Origin of the sequence: Huijunlia imazamoxiresistens (assembly GCF_037132455.1) — a bacterium.
Classification (GTDB): domain Bacteria; phylum Bacteroidota; class Bacteroidia; order Chitinophagales; family Chitinophagaceae; genus Flavisolibacter; species Flavisolibacter imazamoxiresistens.
The window spans coordinates 112,285-132,587 of sequence record NZ_JBBBEI010000015.1; the positions used below are offsets into that span (position 1 = coordinate 112,285).

The window sequence follows — 20,303 nt, forward strand, 5'->3', positions numbered from 1 at the left end:
TAATGGGCCGGGGCTTTGTGCGCCTTTGTAGCGGCGCTTGTAGGCGTAATAAAGCCAGGCTGCTAAGAAGAGCATGGTAAACTGTTTTATTTTGTTTCAATCACTACCTCGTTGATCTTGCCGGTAAAGGCAAAAGGCGCTTTGTAGGCCGGCGTCACCGACGTACCCCGGTCCTCTCCCACTTCCACGCCTTCCACGCCGGGACGGGCCGTGCCGAACTTACCCAGGTCTTTGGCCGCCACCTGCTCGCCGTTGATGTAAAGGGCAAGGGCTTTGTTGTCCCCCTCCTGGCTGTAGGTGACATCGGCGCGCAGTTCCACCTTGCCGGCGGGAAGCGGCCTGGAGGACACCACTTCTACCAGCCTTCCTTCGGCACTGTAGGCCAGCACCAGCTTTTTGCCTTTTACATAAAAGCTGAGGCCACCGGGATTGCCGCCCACGGCCAGCAACACGCCCTGCGCCCCGGCTTTGGGGAGCTCCGCGGAGGCGGTGATGGAATAGGAGCTGTTGTAAAAGCGGAAACTCGTAAAGCTGGTAAAATAGTTGCCCGGGCGCAGCACCACGCGCCTGGCGTCGCCAAAGATGTTCGGGTTGTTAATCTGCCAGTTGTCCTTCAGCGGGTAGGCATTGTACTTCCAGGCTTCGGCCTCGAACAGTTCGGCCAGCTCCTTCACCTTTTCGGGGTTTTGGGCGGCCAGGTTGTTCGTTTCGTTAAAGTCCTCGCGGGTGTTGTACAAATGCCACTTTTCCTCTTCTGCCGGTATGCGCTTCGTGCGGTCGTGCGGGAACGACGCCTTCCAGCCGTCTTTATAAACGGCATAGGAACCGGTCATCTCGTGGTACTGTACGTTGTGGCGTTCGGGCAGGTTTTTGTTTTTGGGATCGATGGTATAAGCCAGGCTTACCCCTTCGATGGGCTCCTGGGCATAGCCGTTGATCAGGGAGGGCACCTGCGCCCCTGCCAGCTCCAGGGTGGTAGGCAGTACGTCGCTCACGTAGGAGTACTGGTCGCGGATGGCGCCTTTGTCCTTGATCTTTTTGGGATAAAACAGGATCAGCGGGTCGTGGGTGCCGCCCTCGAAGTTGCCGTAGCTTTTGTAGTACCGGAAGGGCGTATTGGTGGCAGCGGCCCAGCCGTCGGGGTACAGGGCCTGCGAGGCTTCGGTGCCCAGCTTATCGAGGTTTTTCACTTCGTTGGCCAGGGTTTTTTCCCGCCCCTCGTCGCGGCTGCCGGGCAGGAAACGGCCGTATTCACGGGCACCGCCTTCGGCGCCGTTGTCGCCGATCAGCACGGCGATGAGGGTATTATCGAGCTGGCCGGTTTTTTCGATAAAGTCGATGATGCGGCCGATCTCGTGGTCGGTCTGCGACACGAAGCCGGCATAGACCTCGATGTGGCGCAGGTACACCTTCTTTTCATCGGCGGAAAGCTGGTCCCAGGCCTTGCCACCATTGTTGCGGGGCGGCAGCGGCGTGTTGGCGGGCACCACGCCCAGCTGCTTCTGGCGCTGGAGCACTTCCTGGCGGTACCAGTCCCAGCCTTGGTCAAATTTGCCTTTGTACTTGTCGATCCACTGCTGCGCCACCTGGTGCGGGGAGTGGGCGGCGCCGGGAGCGAAATACAGGAAGAAGGGCTTTTCCGGGGCGGCGGCCTTCTGGTCGGAGATATAGCGGATGGCTTCGTTGGCCAGCAGCTCGGTCACGTGGCGCCCCTGCGGGTCCTCGGGCTCGCGCTGGGTGTCGCGGTACAGGGTGGGGTGCCACTGGTCGGTACCCCAGGCTTCCGGCGGGAAGCCAAAATAGTGGTCAAAGCCGCGGCCGGTGGGCCAGCGGTTGAAGGGACCGGCCTGGGTGGCATCGGCCGGGTGGGTCAGGTGGTACTTGCCCACCGCGAAGGTGTTGTAGCCGTTTTCGCGCAAGATCTCGGCGGCCGTGGCCTTTTCAAAGGGCAGGTAGCCGTCGTAGCCCGGCACGTTGTAGGAGTTGTGGGCAAAAAAGCCGAAGTGCACCGAGTGCGGGTTACGGCCCGTGAGCAGGGAAGCCCGGGTGGGGGCGCAATACGCGGTAGTGTGGAAGTTGATATACCGCAGGCCTGCATTCGCCAGCCGGTCGATATTGGGGGTTTCGATCAGGCCGCCAAAGGCGGAGGTGGCGCCGTAGCCCACATCGTCCAGGATGATGTAGACGATGTTGGGCGCCCCTGCGGGGGCTTTTTTGCGTTGGGGCAGCCACTGGCGGGTCTCGGCAGCGGTTTTGGCGATCTTGCCGCCAAAGGGCGGCGTAGGGTCGTGCTGGGCCGAAGCGGTCAGCGCGGCCAGGGAAAGGCCCACCAGGGCCATTTTATGCCGTGTATAGGGAAGCGAACGATACTGCTTTTGTTGTTTCATAGCAAAGGAGGCTTTTTGTTGGTTTATTACAGCTAAAGGCAACCGGTTTTGATTTTATTGCCGGGCCTTACCAGCCGGGGTTTTGGGTCAGGAGGGGGTTGATGTCCCGCTCTACCTGGGGCACGGGGTACAGCAGGTGCTTGTTGCTGGCGCTGGGCTTGCCGATGGCCCGCAGGGTCTTGACCATGATGCGGTTGCCGTCCTTGTCGATCTCGCGGATCAGGTCGAACCAGCGGTGGTATTCGAAGGTCAGTTCCAGCCGCCGGTCGCGGTAGAGCGAGTCGCGGAACTGGTCCTTCGTCAGGTTGGCCGTCAGCCCGGTAAAGGTGGGCAGGCCGGCCCGGCTGCGGATGAGGTTGTAGTTCTGGTACGCATCGCTGTTGGGGCCGTGCAGCTCGTTGTTGGCTTCGGCGTTGATCAGCAACACCTCGGCGTAGCGGATGATCGGCACGTTGATGCCCGATTCATTGAGGTTGCCGGGCAGCTCGGGATCGAAATACTTGTTCACCACGTAGCTCAGGCCGTCGTTCTGCGCCGGGTCTACCTTGTAGGTGGTGGTGCCGATGGTATAGCTGGAGGCCAGCGTCACGGCCTTGCGCTTGTCGCTGTCGCGGAAGGCGTTGATCAGGTCCACCGTGGGTTCGTCGGCCAGGTTGCCGTTGATGCCCTTGATGCCCAGGGGGGCGCAGCGCAGGGCGAAGTTGTTGCCGTGGCCGTTGGCGTTGGACTTGAACTGGGCCGAGAAAATATGCTCCTTGCCGTTCTTGGCCGCCTTGTTGAAGACGTCGGCATAGTTGGTAAACAGGTCGTAATAGCGGTCCGGGCGGTTGATGATCTCATTGGACTTGTCGATCGCCTTCTGCCAGTCGGACCGGGTGAGGTACACCAGCGACAGCAGGGCCTTGGCCGCGGCGCCGGTGGCCCTGCCGGCATCGGCTTCGGTGGGCAGGTAGCGCCAGGGCAGCTTTTCCGCTTCGGTAAAATCCTGGATCACCTGGGCATAGATGCTGTCGGCCGAGGTGCGGCGCAGGTTCAGCTGCTCCTTGTCCAGGGAAGTGGTCTCGTGCAGCACCAGGGGCACGTCGCCGAACAGGCGCACCAGGTTGAAATAAAACAGGCCCCTCAAAAACCTGGCTTCCAGCACCAGGCGGGACAGCAGCTCGGCATCGGCCGTGGTCTGCGCCTTGATTTTCGGGATTTTATCGATGGCAATGTTGGCCCGGCTGATGGCGATGAAATGCTTTTGCCAGATCTCCTTCACCCGCAGCGTGGAGGCCGAGTGGTCGAGGGTGGACTGGGCCTTTACGTCGGGGTTGGTGGCCCCCGGTCCCATCTTGATGTCGTCGGTCATGAACTCCATGCCGGTCACGAACAGGACGTTGTAGGGCACCTGCGTGCCGTTGGGGCTGTTCAGGGCATAGTAGATGGAGTTGACGGCCGCCAGGGCGTCGGTCTTGGTATTGTAATAATCGTCCGCCGACACGAAGGCATCGGGCTTTTCGGTCAGCTTCACGCAGGAAGCCAATACGGTAGCGGTGAACAAGGAATAAAAAAAATACTTCAGCTGCATAAGGTGCAATGATTTACAGTTTTAAAAAACAGGGCGGAGCCCCTATTACAGGTTGATGCTGATGCCGGCCAGGTAGGTTTTGCTGATCGGGTAAACGGCATTGTCAAAGCCCTGGGTGAGCGTGGTTTGCTCGTTGCGGCTGGCTTCGGGGTCAAAGCCGGTATAGTTGGTCCAGGTCAGGAGGTTCTGGGCCGACACGTACAGGCGGATCCCCCGCAGCTTCAGGGCACGGGCATAGTTGGAAGGCAGCGAAAAGCCCAGGCTGATGTTCTTCAGGCGCAGGTACGAGCCGTCCTCGATATAGATGTCGGCGGGCAGCGGCGCCGGGTCCTCGATGGCCCTTTTTATGGTGGTGTTGGTATTCGTGGGCGTCCACCGGTCCAGCACCTTCGTACTGGCGTTGGTGTAGCCGGTTCCCAGGTTCAGGTAGTTGCCGGTATAGTTGTACAGTTTATTGCCGTACGATCCCTGCAGCAGGAAGCTGAGGTCCACGAACTTGTAGGAAAAGTTGTTGGAAATGCCGCCGATGAATTTGGGCTGCGAGCTGCCCACGATCACGCGGTCGCCGGCCTGCGTGATGGTGCCGTCGCCGTCCACGTCCACGTACTTCTGATACCCGGGCAGGGTCACGGACTTGTTCTTCGGCAGTTTGGCGATGTCGTCTTTTTCCTGGAACAGGCCGTCGGTCTTCAGCACGTAGAACGAACCTACCGGGAGGCCCACCTGGGCGATGAAGGGATCGGAAAGAATGTAGGGCACGCCATCGCCGAGGCTCAGCACCTTGTTGCGGTTCAGCGAATACGTCACCTGGGTATTCCAGGTAAAATCGCCGGTGAGGTTCTCGGTACTCAGCGTGATGTCCACCCCTTTGTTCTGGATGGCGCCATAGTTCTGCAGGGCGGTCAGCTGGCCCGAGGTGGCGGGGATGCTCACGTTCAGCAGCAGGTCGGTGGTCTTTTTGTAGTAGGCGTCGATGTTCAGGTTGACGCGGTTCTGGAAAAGCGCCAGGTCCAGGCCGGCATCATACTGGGTGGTGGTTTCCCATCCCAGGTCGGGGTTGGCGATGCTGGCGGGGGCATAGCCGGCCACCAGGGTATTGCCTAAAATATAGCTGTAGTAGGCTTCGCGGGGCAGCGACTGGTACACGCCGATCTCCTGGTTGCCGGTCCTGCCGGCGCTCAGGCGCAGCTTCAGCGTGTTGATGAACGCATAGTTTTTCAAAAACTCCTCTTTGCTCACCGTCCAGGAAACGGCCGCCGAAGGGAACACGCCCCACTTTTTGTTCTTGCCAAAGCGCGAAGAGCCGTCGGCCCGGTTGGTGAGGGTGAAATAGTATTTTTCCTTGTAGTTGTAATTGAGGCGTCCCAGGAAGGATTTCAGGGCCCACTGCACCGAGGTGGAGGAGGGCGACTGCAACGTCGTGCCGCTACCCAGGTCGTTGTAGGTGTTGTTGTCGATGGAGAAGTTGGCCGCCGACGCCACAAAGGCTTTGCCGTTGTACTGCTGCTGGGTGAAGCCGGTCAGCACGTCCACCGAATGGTCGCCGAAGCGTTTGACGTAGTTGAGGGTGTTTTCGTTCAGCCAGGTGCCCACATTTTTGTTGCCCTGGTAGGCCACGCCGTTCAGGCCGATGCCTTCGTTGAGGGTGGCGGGCAGGTAGCGGTACTGGTTGTTCACGATCTTATCCACACCCAGGCTCACCTTGCCGGTCAGGCCCTCCACGAACTTGTACTCGCCATAGACGTTGCCCAGCAGGCGGAAGGTCCTGGTCAGGTTGATCTGTTGGTACAGGGTGGCGATGGGGTTGCCCAGGGCCGACTCGCCCGGCTGCTTCAGCGTAAAGCTGCCGTCGTCGTTGTAGATGGGAAAGTCGGGGCGCATGGCCAGGATGGTGTTGACGATGCCGGTGGGCGCTTCGTGGGCCTTTGTTTCGCTGGCCGTCAGGGACTCCGCTACTTTGAACTTGTTGCTGAATTTCCGCTCGAAGTTCAGGCGGGCCGAATAGCGCTGGAAGTCGGAACCCACCAGGATGCCGCCCTGGTTGAAGTAGCTGCCGGAAAGGGAATACCGGTTCTTTTCGTCGCCGCCCGAGAGGTTCAACTGGTGGTTCTGCACCGGCGCCACGCGGAAGGCCGCGTCTTCCCAGTTGCGGTTGATGCCGCCCAGGCTGTCGATCTGCGCCTGCGTAAAGGGCAGCGCCCGGATAGTACCCGAACCGGACACCCGTACCACTTCGTTGGAGGTAGCCACCGCATCGTTCTTCAGTTGGGCAAACTGCTGCGGCGTCAGCAGGGGGATCTTTTTGCCTACCTGCTGCTGGCCGTAGTAGCCGTCGTAGCTGATGGTGTTCTGGCCGGCCTTTCCCCTTTTGGTGGTGATCAGGATCACGCCGTTGGCGCCCCGGGAGCCGTAGATGGAGGTGGCCGAAGCGTCCTTTAAAATGTCGATCGACTCGATGTCGCTGGGGTTGAGGCTGGAGAGGGCGTTGATGCTGGCGCCGCTGATGGCGCCGGCATTGGCATCAGCGTTGTCGTTATAGACCGGAAAACCGTCGATCACGTACAGGGGCTCGTTGCCGCCGTTCAGGGAGTTGCCGCCACGGATGCGGATGCTCACCGCCGCGCCGGGCTGCCCCGAGGTTTGCGTCACCTGCACGCCGGCGGCCCGGCCCTGCAAAATGTTTTCAAACGAGCTGATGGGGGTCGACTTCACCGCGTCGGCCGAAACGGAGGCCACCGAACCGGTAAAATCCTTGCGTTTCTGCGAGCCGTAGCCGGTCACCACCACCTCGTCCAGGCCTTTCGACTCGGTCCGCAAGGGGATCTCGATAAAAGGGGTATTGACGGTCAATTCCAGGGGCTCAAAACCCACGTGGGTGACGATCAGGGTAAAGGGCAGCTTCTGGCCGGTCCGGAAATAAAATTTCCCTTTGTTGTCGGTGGACGTCTTGTGGGTGGTGCCCTTGATCTGGATGGTGGACCCTTCCAGGGGGACCAGGGTTTTGTTTTCTACGATCTTGCCTTCGAGGGTGGCGTTGATGATCGGCTCCGTGGCGGTTTGCGCCCGCAAAACGATCGGGGAGAACAGGAACGCACCGATCCCGAGCCATAGGTTTTTTTTCATTATTTTCGTGTTGATAGTGCATAATAAGGTGCGGACCAGCGATTTGCGTCGTTGGCCGGCGATTCACAAGCCTTGTTATCGGGCCGGCGCTGCTGCAACAGTTCCGGCCTTTTTCTTTTTCGGCAGGTATGGGGTCACTTCATGGATCTGCACGGCTATTCCTTAGCGTTAGATGTATCAGCATAAGATGGATTACGAACATGGAAAAACAGGGACCAGGAGGCATGGCAAACAGGGCCCGGCCCGTATACAGGAAAGGGAACAGGAATCCTTTACAGGTTCAGTGGATGGGCGTTGCCGGAACTAGCAACAACAGGAATAAGACAGGGAACAAACAGAAACCACTTCCGCCAGGAGGACCTTTGTAAACGACACCGATAAAGACATTACATTAGATTTTATGGGGTGAAACCTGGAGCAGTGCTGGCGGTTAACAGTACTCTTCAAGAACACAGGCAAGACAAAGTCTACTATTTTGGTAGACAAATATAAAAGCATTCCGGGCACATAACAAAGTTTTCGCCCCGGTTTTTTGCAGCGCCCGGCAAGCAAGCGGGGTAAAAAAGAAAAGTTTTTGCTCAGCTCGGAACTCCAAAATTTCTGCAGAAAGTAGTTATAAGTTTGTAACTGAACCATTTAGATGGGCTAAACCTATAGCGCCTGCCGGCTTCCTTTTGGGGGACAAAAATGTGTCCCGGGAGCCTTCAGGCCAGAGCAACCTAACCGTTAAACACCTGTCCCCGATGAAAAAAGTGTCCTGGATTATTATCCTGTGGCTGTCCGGCGCCCTGGCGCTGGCCGGCTTCGAGAACCATTCCCAACCGGACGCGGAACAACTGGTGACGCAGCAATACCGCAGCGACCTCAACCGGTTGACCGCGGAAGTGGCCGCACTGACGCGCCTGGTGCAGGCCGGCGCCCCCGATGCGCAGCTGCGGCAGCAATTTCACAAGGCCCGGCACGCTTATAAAAAGACGGAATGGCTGGCCGAATATTTCGACGCACTGACCGCCCGGGCCATCAACGGCCCCAACCTCCCCGAAATAGAACCCGAAGCCGGCGCCCGGGTCAAAGACCCGCAGGGCTTCCAGGTGATCGAAGAGCTCCTCTTTCCCGCCAGGGGCAAGGTGGCTACTGCCGCCGTGCTGGCACAATGCCGCCTGCTGCAACGCACCACCACCCGCCTCCAGGACAATGCCACTACCCTGCAGACCACCGGCGCCCAGGTGTTCGACGCCCTGCGCCTGGAAGTCTTCCGCCTGGTTTCGCTGGGCATTACCGGCTTTGATTCGCCGGTGGCCCTGAACAGCCTGCCGGAAGCGGCCGCCAGCCTGGAGGCCCTGCAAAAAGCGTATTCCTGCTATGCCTCCGCCGTTCGGGAAGCCAACCCCCGGCTGGACGAGCGGCTGCAAACCCTGTTCCGCCAGGCGCAGCAACGCCTGGGCGGCTCCTTCGACCGCTTCAACCGCCTGCAGTTCCTGACCGACTTCCTCAACCCGCTTTCGGAGCAACTGTTGCTGGCACAGCAGCAGTTGCAGTTGCCGGTGCTGCAGGAGCCCCGCGTGATCCGCACCGGCGCCACCACCCTCTTTGCCAGCGGGGCCATCAACCCGGATTATTTTGTTCCCGACCTCTCCGCCGGCACTACGCCGGAAAAGAGCGCCCTGGGGAAACAGCTGTTTTTTGAAGGCGGCCTGTCCGGCGACGGCCGCCGGAGCTGCGCCACCTGCCACCAGCCGCAAAAGGCTTTTACCGATGGCCTCGCTACCAGCCTGTCGGTGCACGGCAAAAGCGGCAAGCGCAACGCCCCCACCCTGGTCAACGCATCGCTGCAGCCCAACTTCTTCTGGGACAACCGCGTGTCCTTCCTCGAAGACCAGATCCAGGCGGTGATCACCAATAAGGACGAAATGGACGGCTCGCTGGAAAAAGCAGTGCGCTTTCTGAATAAAAACGAAGTATACCGGCAGCAATTCCAAACCGCCTACGGCGATACGGTCACCGAATACAGCCTCTCCAATGCGATCGCCTCCTACCTCCGCTCACTGAACGCGCTGGACTCCCGGTTCGACCAGTACATGCGGGGCGACCGCTCCGCCCTGAACCCACAGGAGATCGAAGGATTCAACCTTTTTGCCGGAAAAGCCAAATGCGCCACCTGCCATTTCATGCCCCTGTTCAACGGCTCGACGCCGCCCTCCAGCGACAAGTCGGAAGTGGAAGTGCTGGGTGTGCCCGCCACCCCCGACACGCTGCATCCGCGGCTGGACGCCGACGAGGGCAGATTCAACGTGTTCGGGGCCGAGCTGCAGCGGCATGCCTTTAAAACCCCCACCCTGCGCAACATCGCACTGACGGCCCCCTACATGCACAACGGGGTGTACCGCACGCTGGAAGAAGTGGTGGATTTTTATAACCGCGGCGGCGGTGCCGGCCTGGGACTGAAGGTGGACAACCAGACATTGCCCCGCAGCCCGCTCCACCTGTCGGCCCTGGAAAAACAGGCGCTCGTGGCTTTTTTGAAAACCCTCACCGACACCTCCTACCAACACTGATAACACTGCGGCTGTCCCCTACCGTTATACAACCGTTCACGGCCCGGAATCTCCTGCTCCGGGCAGTGGAAAACCGCGGCCGGGACCGACCTTTTTTGCTTCAGAATTTCTTCATATTTTACTTTATACAAATCTGATTTTCAATTTATTATGCAATCATATCACTCACAATTTCAAAACAACTATTCCACCATCCTGCTCTGTCTGCAAAATCCGGGAATTGACCCCCGACAATCGCCCGTTCACCGATAATTAGGGCAGCGGCCGCCGCTTCGCGGTAGCTTTGTAACAGCAAGTCCAGATCCTTCGAAACCCCGAAGCACCCCTCCTTTTCATTCTCCATTTTCAAATAACGATCAACTACCAACCTCATGAAAATCACTAGAAACTTCCTTTCTTCCGGAAAGGGTATGCTCTCTTCCGTACTCGTAGCCACTTCCCTGTTTGCCTGCTCCAAAAAAGAGGTGCAGCCATCCGCTACCTTAGATGCATCCAATACCGTTGCGGCCGCCGCAGCCGCATCCGGCGGGGGACTTTTTATCGATGAAACCATGGAAAGCGCCCACCCCTTCGCCAATGCCAACAGCATTGAAAACTGCGGCCTCGACTGGACCTATTCCTTTCCGTCCCTGGCCTTTGCCGGCAACAAATCCGTACGCTTTGAAATCCGCAAGAACCAGCCGCTGGTAGGCTCCTCCCACAGGATCCGTTCCGAGGTGACCGTCATCCGCGGTTCCGAGTGGCCCGGCTTCAGCAAGGAGGCCTGGTACTCCTTCGCCGTCTATTTTCCTTCCGTGGGCTTTGAGCCGGATGATACCCGCGACTGCATCAACCAGTGGTTCGAGGACGGCTCCGACGAAACCACCCTGCGCTGCCAGAGCGACAAGGCGTTCTTGGAAGTGACCCCGCCCTCCGGCTCCACCTCGCTGAAGAAATACGACCTGTTCGGGGCGGAAAGCCAGGGCGGAAATGCAGGCGGCATTTCCGACTTTGTCAAAATCCCCAAGGACCAATGGCACGAGTTCGTCTTCCACTTCATTCATTCCACCGGTTCGGATGGCTTGATCGAAGTATGGCGCGACGGCAAAAAGATCCACACCATCAGCGGCCGCAACATGCACCTGATCATTCCCAAATGGAAGATCGGCCTGTACAAGGCGTCGTTCCTGAACGGTTCCTCTTCCCGCAGCTCCCGCGTCCTGTATTTCGACAACGTGCGGGTGGGCGGCCCCTCCGCCACGCTGGCCTCGATGCTGTCGGGCAACGTTCCGGTAACGCCTCCGCCGGTTACCGACACCACCGGCACCACCCCCACCACGCCGACAACGCCAACGAACCCTCCCGCTTCCGGGCAAAAGGTCGTAAGCTTTACGCTGGTGAATTCCGCCAATGAAAAAGACGTCATGACCCTGGCCGAGGGCGCAAAGCTCAGCCTGAAAAAGCTGAATGGCCGGAAGTTCAACGTACGCGCCAACCTCGCCGACGGCACCGCCGCCCTGGTGAAGATGGACCTGACCGGGGCCGCCAGCCAGAGCACTGCCGACGACCAGGCGCCCTATGCCCTCTTTGGCGATGTGGCGGGCAACTATAAAAGCTGGACGGCCAAAACCGGCCGGTACAGCCTGAAAGCCGCCGCCTTTGGGGGCACCCTGGCGCAGCCGGGCGCTGCCCTGGGAGCGGAATACAAAATCAGCTTCTCCATCGAAAAATAACCGCACGGGTTGCCGCTGCGGCGGCAACCCCTCTTATCAATCTTTCATCACTTACCAGGCTTAAGCCTCTAACCACAGTTCATCTATGAAAAAATGTCTCCTCATGAGCGGACTGGCATTCTGCGCGGCGCTCACCACCGTATCCGCCCAACAAACCACCCTGGTGCCGTATGGCGCCACCTGGCGCTACCAGGACAAGGGTAGCAACCTGAAAAAAGAATGGCAAAAATCCTCCTATGACGACAATGCCTGGAAAAGCGGTCCCGCACAGCTGGGCTATGGCGACGGCGACGAAGCCACCACCGTCAAATCCGGGTCTTCTTCCAAAAAGAAAGCCATCACCACTTATTTCCGCACCTCGGTCACTATATCCGATGCCGCCGCCTTTACCGGCTATACCCTGGGCCTGGTGCGCGATGACGGCGCCGTGGTGTACATCAACGGGAAGGAAGTGTTTCGCGACAACATGCCCAAGGGGTCTGTAACCTATAGCACGAAAGCCTCCTCCAGCGCCCCGAAAGACGGCAATACGCCGGTGACCCACACGCTGCCGGCCGGCGCCCTGGTGACGGGCATCAACGTGATCGCGGTGGAAATTCACCAGTCGAGCACCTCCAGCGATGATCTTTCCTTTAACCTGGAATTAAAGGGCACCCCGGCCGCCGGCACCCCCACTACGCCGACCACGCCGACTACGCCCACAACCCCTACTACTCCGACTACGCCTACAACACCGACCACGCCTACAACACCGACCACGCCCACCACGCCTCCCCCGGGCAAAGGGGATAATGCCAAGCTGACCCGCGGGCCCTACCTGCAGATGGGCAACCAGACCGCCGTCAGCCTACGCTGGCGCTCGGACGTGGCCACCGATTCGAAGATGGAAGTGGGCACCGCCGCCGGTGTGTACACCCTGTCGGCGACCAACGATCAGAAGACGACCGAACACGAAGTGCGCATCACCGGACTGACCCCGGATACGAAATACTACTACCGCTTCGGCAGCTCCTCGCAGGTGCTGCAGGGCGGCCCTGACAATTTCTTCCAAACCGCCCCGCCGGCCACCACTTCGCGCAAGATCCGCATCGCCGCCTTCGGCGACTGCGGTACCAACTCCAAGGGCTACCAGGCAGGATCGCTCAGCGCCTACCGCAGCCATACCGGGGAAAATCCCGCCGAGGTGATGCTGCTGCTGGGTGACAACGCCTACCAGGACGGCACCGACGCCCAGTACCAGACCGGCTTTTTTAACGTGTACAGCCCCACCCTGCTGAAAAACCACGTGCTGTTCCCCACGCTGGGCAACCACGATTACCATACCACCACGGCAGCGGCCCGCACGGCTCCGTACTATAAAAACTTCTCGATGCCCACCGCCGGCGAATGCGGCGGCGTGCCCTCCGGCACCAAGTCGTATTATTCCTTCGACTGGGGCAACATCCACTTCATCAGCCTGGATTCCTATGGAACCGAAAGCGGCAAGCGGATGTCCGACACCACCGGTGCACAGGCTACCTGGCTGAAGAAAGACCTGGACGCCAACAACCGCCCATGGGTAGTGGTATACTTCCACCACCCGCCCTACACCAAGGGCAGCCACGATTCGGACAGCGAAGGCGAACTGGTAGCGATCCGCAGCAACTTTATCCGCATCCTGGAGCGCTACGGCGTGGACCTGGTGCTGAACGGCCACAGCCACGATTACGAGCGCTCCTACCTGCTGAACAGCCACTACGGAAAGGAAGCCTCCTTCAGCCCCTCCTCGCATGCCAAAAGCACTTCCAGCGCGAAGTACGACGGCAGCAGCAATTCCTGCCCCTATGTAACGACCACGGGCAAGGGCAATAAGGGTACCGTTTATGTAGTGGCGGGTTCTGCCGGCAACTCGGGCGACCTGGCCTCCGGCTGGCCGCACAATGCCCTGCCCTTCTCCTTCAACGACGGCGGCATGATGTACCTGGAAGTGGAGGACAACCGCATGGACGCCAAATTCGTACGCAAGGACGGATCGGTAGCCGACAAGTTCACCATCCTGCACGGAGCCAACCAGACCAAGACGGTCAACGTGGCCCCCGGCGGCACCGCCGAAATCACCGCCTCCTGGGCGGGCGACCACCAGTGGTCCAACGGCGCCACCACCCGCAGCATTAAAGTACAAGGCGATAAAGCCGCCACCTACAAGGTAACGGACGGCAAAGGCTGCCTGACCGACGAGTTCCAGGTAGTGGTGGGCAACGCCTCCATGGCACGTCCCGAAGAGCTAAGCGAACTGGCCGCAGCTACTGCCTTCAAGGTATTCCCGTCGCTGGTGCAACAGGGCCAAAGCATTACCATCAAGGCCTCCCCGGATGAAGTAACCCGGATAGAGCTGGTGGATACGCATGGCCGCAGGGTACAATCCCTGACCTTTACCGGCAATGCTTCGCTGGCCACCGGCACCCTGGCCGTCGGCACGTATTTCCTGAAAGTGAAAGGAAAGGACACGATACCGGCTCAAAAGATTGTTGTCGTGAAATAACCGCGAAATGTGCGCACCGGAAAGACAACAAAGGCCTGCCGATATGTTCGGCAGGCCTTTTTCATTTGGGGCGTAAAACCTTTCCCCGGTTTTGCCAAGGCGAAGCCGACCTCTCCCTATGTGCTACAGTTAGGACATGTCTTTTGCTGATGAGGGAAGGTCAATAACGGGAAAGGTCTATGATGATAAAGGACTACGTAGAGCCGGAGAAGCCCGAAGGGCTTCAACAAAAGTAGCCCCGGGTGCAACCCGGGGTCAGCCGTAGTTCGTTTCCAGCAACCCTGAAAGGGGTTGAATGTGGGACCCACAATAGGGAGGCAATTCCCGATCAGGAAGACTTTCCGAAGTATCCTTCAAGGTTGAAACTGTTGTAAATCGACCAGGACACATTCAACCCCGATGGGGTTGTGTGGACGAACTACGGCTGACCCCGGGTTGCACCCGGGGCTACTTTTGTTGAAGCCCTTCGGGCTTCTCCGGCTCTACGTAGTCCTTTATCATCATAGACCTTTCTTCATCAGCAAAATACATGTCCTATTGGAAAGGCAGATCGGGCTTAAGGGTTGCCCTTCTTGAAATAGGCCCGCAGCCTGGTTTCCAGGTTTTCCCGGATGTTCCCGTAAAACAGGTTGTAGTCGGCGATGTGGTAATTCTTCATGCGGAGGAACAGGTTGCCGAAAAAGCGCGGCTTGCTCACCCACAGGATATTGCCGTGCACCTGCGCGCCGGCCAGGCGGGGCCGCACTTTGCTGAAGTCCCAGAGCACACCGCCTTTATTGCGCTTTCGGGGAGCCTTCACGTCCTCCAGCGTCCAGGTGAGCGGGTTGGTCACATAAACGTTCTGGGCTTCCTTTTTTACATAAGCCGGCGTATAGCGCCTTTTAAACGACCGCCAGCTGACAAAGCAGCCGGTGCCGCTGCTGTCGCGGCACGGAAGGAGCTGTTGGAAATAATCGGAATAAACCGGCAGCCCGACGATGTAGGCGCAGACCAGTTGCTGTTGCAGGGCCTTTCCCTCGAAAAACTCCCGGAGCAGGCGGCCGGCATGCAGGGTGCCCTGGCTGTGGGCGGCAATCACTATGGGCCGGCCCCCGTTGTAGGTTTCCAGGTATTCCAAAAAAGCGGCGCGCACATCGGCATAGGCCGTATCCAGGGATTGGGCGGCTTCGGGCTCCTCGCGGTAGAAGGCATCGAGGTTCGCCTGCCGGTAGCGGGGCGCAAATACCCGGCAATGCTGGTTGAACACGCTGGCCTGGTACAGGATGGTGGTCCGGTCGGTGCGGCGGTTCAGGGCCCCGTTGTCCACGGGGCCATTCCAGCCCAGGGGCAGGGAACGGTCGGTATACGTGGTGGGGTGGATAAAAAAGACGTCGGCCACCGAATCGCGGGGACTGCCGGCAAAGGCATCGGGGACACTGTCCGATGCGTCTTTCTTCCAGGGGTGCGCCGCCCAATGATCGAGGTTGCGGTACGAGGGCCTGCCTCCTGCTGCATTGGAAGCGGCGGGGTCCTGCATGGGAAGTGTGACCCGGGAGCAGGAGCACAACAGCAGGGAAAGAAGCACAATCCAGGCGCGGAAGGGGATATTTTCAATAAAATGTTTTGCCATGATAACAGGTACGGATGTTCACAACGGTTGGATGGGCCGATTATTTTGCCGGTGGCTTTTCTCCTTATAGCCCGGCCTAAAGGTACGGCCCGAAGTGCAGACATTTTTTACCCTCATTTTGCTAAGTATTTTAGCAAAATGAGTACATTTGATCCATCGTTCAGCAACTGTGAAAACAGGTCAGCTTTAACCAACCAACCATACAGATGATGCACCCGACCAGTACATTAACGATCAGCCCTGCCATGGGCATGCGCCTGCGTTTTCCAACCCCGGCCTTGCGTCCGAAAGAGAAAAAGGAAAAGGCAGCCGCCCCGCCCCACCCAAAACGTAGCGGGCCGCTTCCGGAAGATCCAAAGCCCGGACAGCCGGCCAAAAGGACCCTCGTACGCGTCCTGGGGAATTTCAACTGCCTCTGACACTTTCCCAACAAGGCTTTTTCCAAAGCCGGTTTTCTGTCATGACGGCCTGCCTCCAGGGGCAGGCCTTTTTTCAAAAAGGCGCACCGGCAGTAGCGACCGACGAAAACAAGACTTGCTTATTTTTGCCCCCGTTTGGATCAGAAATAAGTTATGAAAGGATTTTTTACCGTTATTTTATCGCTGGTGCTGGCCAGCAGCTATGGACAGGAAAAGCAACACTATTTTCCCGTGTTTACGTTTCACAAAAAAAACGCAAACATCCACGGGGTTTCGCTGGGTTTTTGGAACTTTTCCTCTAAACCCCGCAACACCACCACGAATGGCTTACGGCTTTCCCTGATCGGCGAAGGTATTGTCGTTCCTTTCGTGGCCCAGGATCCCCTGGCAGACAATGACAGCCTGCTCCAGGAGGTCCGGGCCAACCCGGTTTCCGAACGCGTGAACGGCATCAGCTTCTCCACGCTGGGCAATGCCGGCGCCTACGCCATCAATGGCATGGCCCTGGGATACGTGGGACACTTCCACCAACAGGTCAATGGCATTTCCGTTGCCGCTTTGAACTTTTCACAGCTCCATAATGGCGTTCAGGCCGCTGTTTTCATGAACGAATGTGCGCAAATGAAGGGGGTGCAGGTGGGCTTCTGGAATATCAGCAAAAAGACAAGGGGCGTCCAGATCGGGCTGTGGAATGTGAATGAAAAAAGAAAGCTGCCCCTGCTTAACTGGAATTTTCGCAACTAAGCATACACACCGGCGAAGCACGGCAGCGGCAGGGCATTTTTTCAAAAAATAACATTTGGGCGGGGCGTACCCGCCCTTCTTTTTTTCCGGGTATTTTCTCTATCTTTCTGTTACCAGCATGTTGCACGGTTTCTTCCGCGGGCCGAAAACTTTCCGGCCCGCGGAAAGAACAAGCTTCCGTATCCCCTCCCTTATTCGCTTCCTTTCACCCAAACTAACGGTTATGAAAAAACTGCTCTTTACTCTTTTCGTATGGACATTTTTGAACCGTATTGCAGCCACCCCCACCCAGCCCCCGGTAAACAGCCCGGCAGCGCCGATGCCGCAGCTAGCGGTCAACAGCCCGAACCTGACCGGCTTTTCGCAGCGCCTCGGCACGCCCTCCACCAGCCGGGATTTTACCGTCAGCGGCACGGACCTGACCGACACCCTTACCATCACCGCCCCTGCCGGTTTTGAACTGTCGCCGAACGGCACGGCCTGGGGGACGGCAGTTCGCCTGGTCCCGGTAAACGGCCGTATCGGGACCACCACCCTGTCGGTACGCCTCCATGCAACGGCGCCCGGCCCTTTCAGCGGGACGATCAGCACAGGCTGCACGGGCACCCAAACCATCAGCATCGATGTCAGTGGCACGGCACGCACCGTGCCGCTGGTACAGGTGGACGTACCGGCCCCGGCGCCGTTCCGCCAACAGGCAGGCACGCCTTCGCCGGACCAGACCTTTTCCGTACAGGGGATGTACCTGGAGGAGGATAACGTGTGGGCGCGGGCTCCGCGGGGCTATGAACTTTCGTCCGACAACGGCCGCTCCTGGAGCAATGCCCTGCTGCTGCCGGCCGCCAACGGCACGCTGCCCGCCACCACCATCGGGGTACGGCTGAACGCTGACAATCCCGGTACCTACAACGGTGCGGTGACCCTCTCCGCTGCCGGCGCCGCTCCCGTGGAGGTAGCCGTCGGCGGCAAAGCGGAACCGGCACGTATACCATCGAGCTACGGCATAAGAAGACCCGGTGGACCCTCACCCTCCTGAAATATTAAGAGCAATAAAGCAGGTTATTCCTTTTTAATCAGGGTTAACCGCTATGAACGTATACTGTTTTCCCGGCCGGGTAGCCAGGTCGTAGGTGATTGTTTGGGGAAGGTTGGTGGCAGCGCCGGCGGCAGCCGCGGCACCGGAATAAAATTCATTGGTGTTGGGGCCGGCGGCCGGTGACAGGGAACCGCCCGACAGCTTCAGGGCGTTGGGCACCCGCAGCCGCAGTTGCCCGCCCAGTTTGGATTGGATGGTGGCACGGACGATCTTCCCGTCCTTCCACCCGAGGTCCGTTATGACGAAACCGCCGCGGGCGCACAGCCCTTTTACCGAACCTTCCTTCCAGCTGTGGGGCAGGGCGGGCAGCAGGTGCACGGCCCCGTCATGGCTTTGCAGCAGCATTTCGGCCATGCCCGCCGTACCGGCAAAGTTGCCGTCGATCTGGAAGGGCGGGTGGGCATCGAAGAAGTTGGGATAGGTGCCGCCGGCCCTGCCGCCGGAGGAGGGCACATAGGTGAGCAGTTGCCGCACGAGGCTGTAGGCATGGTCGCCGTCGAGCAGGCGGGCCCACCAGTTGATCTTCCAGCCCTTGCTCCAGCCCGTGCCCTCGTCGCCGCGCAGCTCCAGCGTTTTGCGGGCCGCCGCCAGCAGCTCCGGCGTGGCGTAAGGGGTGATCTCCCGGCCCGGGTGCAGGCCGTAGAGGTGCGATACGTGGCGGTGCCGCGGTTCCACTTCCTCAAATTCTTCCGACCATTCCAGCAGCTGGCCTTTGCTGCCCACCCGCAGGGGCAGGAGCCTTTTGGTGGTTTGGGCCAGCGTATCGCGGAAGGCCGCGTCGGTGCCCAGCACCTGCGCCGCACCACTTACGGCGGCAAACAGGTCGCGGATGATGGAGAGGTCCATGGTGGTGCCGGCGGAGACGCCCTGCGCCTTGCCATTTTTGTCTTTGAACTTGTTTTCCGGCGTGGTGGAAGGGGCGGTCACCAGGTTGCCGGCGCTGTCCGGCACCAGCCAGTCCAGGGAGAATTCCGCCGCTCCCTTCATCACCGGATAGGCCTGGCGCAAAAACTCCTTGTCGCCGGTATAGAGATAATGTTCCCAGAGGTGGCGGCACAGCCAGTTGGCGCCCATGTACCAGTTGGCCCAGACGGGGTCGCCGGCGCCGCGGTCGCCCACGGCATTGGAAAGGGCCCAGAGGTCGGAGTTGTGGTGGGCCACCCAGCCCCGGGCATTATAAAATTCCTTGGCGGTTACCCGGCCGGTTTTTGCCAGGTCCTGTATCCAGCGCAGCAGGGGCTGGTGCAGCTCGGAAAGGTGGGTGACCTCCGCCGGCCAGTAGTTCATCTGGGTGTTGATGTTGATGGTATAGTTGGAGCTCCAGGGCGCTCGCAGCTCTTTGTTCCATATCCCCTGCAGGTTGGCGGGCGGGCCGCCGGGACGCGAAGAAGACAGCAGCAGGTAGCGACCGTACTGGAAATAAAGGGTTTCCAGGGAAGGGTCGTAGCTTCCTTTGGTATACGCCTGCAGCCGTTCCGCCGAAGGCAGCAAGGCAGCTTCGTTCCGGGCAATGCTATCTTTCAGCTGGAAGGAGACGCGGTTGAATAAGGCGGTATAGTCAGTCGTATGGCGGCTGCGCAGGGCGGCATAACCGCGGCCGAGGGCTTTTTGCAGGGTGGCGGCGGCCAGGGCAGCTTCGTCCTTACCTTCCTTATCGGGGCATTTGTCAAAGCCGTTGAAGGAGGTGGCGGCCGTTAGGAGGAGCAGCACTTCATTGGCCCCTTTTACGTGGATGCCGGCGGTATCGGCAGAAACGGTGCCGCCGGTGGCCAGGGCTTTGAGTCGGTACTGGAAGCGCATGCCGTTACAGCCGGCGGTATCCTCATAAACGATGGGCACCCGACCGGCAGGATTGTAATAGCTGGGATCCACCTGCGCCGGCGCTTTGCCGGCAACCACCAGCTCGCCCTTTGGGCCGGCGGACAAGCGGTAGCGCAAGGGGGAGCGGGCCGAAACATCGAAGGTCAGCGCACCCTTGCGGCTGCTGGTAAAGCGCAGCACCAGCACGTTGTCGGGGGCGGAGGTAAACAGCTCGCGGCTGTAGCGGATACCCTTCACCGTGAAACGGGTGGTGGCAACAGCGGTTTGCAGGTCCAGGTCGCGGTAATAGCTTTCGGGAGCAGCACCGTCAAGCGCCTGGCGGATGACCACATCGCCCAGGGGCAGGTAAGACTGGGAATAAAATCCCTGCATCCTGCGGGCCAGGGCGTCGGCCTTTGCATAATCTTTATCCCGGAGCAGGGCCTGGCGGACCTGGGGCAGCACGGCCGCCGCACCGGGGTTGACGCCGCCCCTGACGGGTCCGCCGCTCCAGAGGGTGCTTTCGTTGAGCTGCAGCAGCTCTTCTTCCACCCCGCCGAACACCATGGCGCCGATGCGGCCGTTGCCCAACGGAAGGGCTTCCAGCCAGTGGGTAGCCGGCTGTTGGTACCAGAGCTTCAGGTCCTGGGCCGACCCGGTAGCGGCCAGTGCCAGCAGTACCAGGAAAAAGGAAGTCTTTTTGCGGCAGTTCCGTGCCGGGCGGATCTTTTCAATGACTTTTTTAAGCATACGTTTCGCCCGCGTTG

General features: G+C 59.4%; 10 protein-coding genes. 5 read left to right on the top strand and 5 right to left on the bottom strand.

Annotation, left to right across the window (positions count from 1 at the left end; translation table 11 throughout):
• Positions 1–86 precede the first annotated feature (86 nt).
• The 3 genes from V9K67_RS17870 to V9K67_RS17880 all read right to left on the bottom strand — a co-directional run bounded on the left by V9K67_RS17870 (position 87) and on the right by V9K67_RS17880 (position 7,080).
• Positions 87–2,387, bottom strand: a complete 2,301-nt coding sequence (locus tag V9K67_RS17870; RefSeq protein WP_336724764.1) for a sulfatase-like hydrolase/transferase — start codon at positions 2,385–2,387, stop codon at positions 87–89.
• 67 nt (positions 2,388–2,454) lie between these two features.
• Complete coding sequence (locus tag V9K67_RS17875; RefSeq protein ID WP_336724766.1) at positions 2,455–3,957, bottom strand: RagB/SusD family nutrient uptake outer membrane protein; 1,503 nt, start codon at positions 3,955–3,957, stop codon at positions 2,455–2,457.
• A gap of 45 nt (positions 3,958–4,002) precedes the next feature.
• Positions 4,003–7,080 (bottom strand): SusC/RagA family TonB-linked outer membrane protein, encoded by a 3,078-nt coding sequence (locus V9K67_RS17880; RefSeq protein ID WP_336724768.1) that lies wholly within the window; start codon positions 7,078–7,080, stop codon positions 4,003–4,005.
• Between the two features lie 743 nt (positions 7,081–7,823).
• On the opposite strand from V9K67_RS17880, the gene V9K67_RS17885 reads away from it, so the two are divergent.
• The 3 genes from V9K67_RS17885 to V9K67_RS17895 all read left to right on the top strand — a co-directional run bounded on the left by V9K67_RS17885 (position 7,824) and on the right by V9K67_RS17895 (position 13,868).
• A complete protein-coding gene (locus V9K67_RS17885) occupies positions 7,824–9,635 on the top strand; it encodes a cytochrome c peroxidase (protein ID WP_336724770.1) in 1,812 nt (603 codons plus the stop codon).
• A 371-nt stretch (positions 9,636–10,006) separates the two neighbouring features.
• The gene (locus V9K67_RS17890; protein ID WP_336724772.1) at positions 10,007–11,347 is read left to right on the top strand and encodes a polysaccharide lyase family 20 protein; all 1,341 of its coding nucleotides are present in this window, start codon (positions 10,007–10,009) and stop codon (positions 11,345–11,347) included.
• An 85-nt stretch (positions 11,348–11,432) separates the two neighbouring features.
• On the top strand, positions 11,433–13,868 hold the full coding sequence (locus V9K67_RS17895) for a metallophosphoesterase (protein WP_336724775.1): 2,436 nt from the start codon (positions 11,433–11,435) through the stop codon (positions 13,866–13,868).
• Between the two features lie 556 nt (positions 13,869–14,424).
• Here V9K67_RS17895 and V9K67_RS17900 read toward each other — a convergent pair.
• Positions 14,425–15,477, bottom strand: coding sequence for a DUF3089 domain-containing protein (locus V9K67_RS17900; RefSeq protein WP_336724778.1), 1,053 nt, complete (start codon positions 15,475–15,477; stop codon positions 14,425–14,427).
• A 572-nt stretch (positions 15,478–16,049) separates the two neighbouring features.
• Here V9K67_RS17900 and V9K67_RS17905 point away from each other — a divergent pair.
• Together V9K67_RS17905 and V9K67_RS17910 are read left to right on the top strand one after the other, a co-directional pair.
• Positions 16,050–16,640 carry an LA_2272 family surface repeat-containing protein gene (locus V9K67_RS17905; RefSeq protein ID WP_336724781.1) on the top strand — a complete coding sequence of 197 codons (591 nt, stop codon included), beginning with the start codon at positions 16,050–16,052 and terminating at the stop codon, positions 16,638–16,640.
• Between the two features lie 223 nt (positions 16,641–16,863).
• Positions 16,864–17,676 carry a hypothetical protein gene (locus tag V9K67_RS17910; protein ID WP_336724783.1) on the top strand — a complete coding sequence of 271 codons (813 nt, stop codon included), beginning with the start codon at positions 16,864–16,866 and terminating at the stop codon, positions 17,674–17,676.
• A 33-nt stretch (positions 17,677–17,709) separates the two neighbouring features.
• On the opposite strand, the gene V9K67_RS17915 is transcribed toward V9K67_RS17910, so the two are convergent.
• Complete coding sequence (locus tag V9K67_RS17915) at positions 17,710–20,286, bottom strand: glycoside hydrolase family 95 protein (RefSeq protein ID WP_336724785.1); 2,577 nt, start codon at positions 20,284–20,286, stop codon at positions 17,710–17,712.
• Between the last annotated feature and the right edge of the window lie 17 nt (positions 20,287–20,303).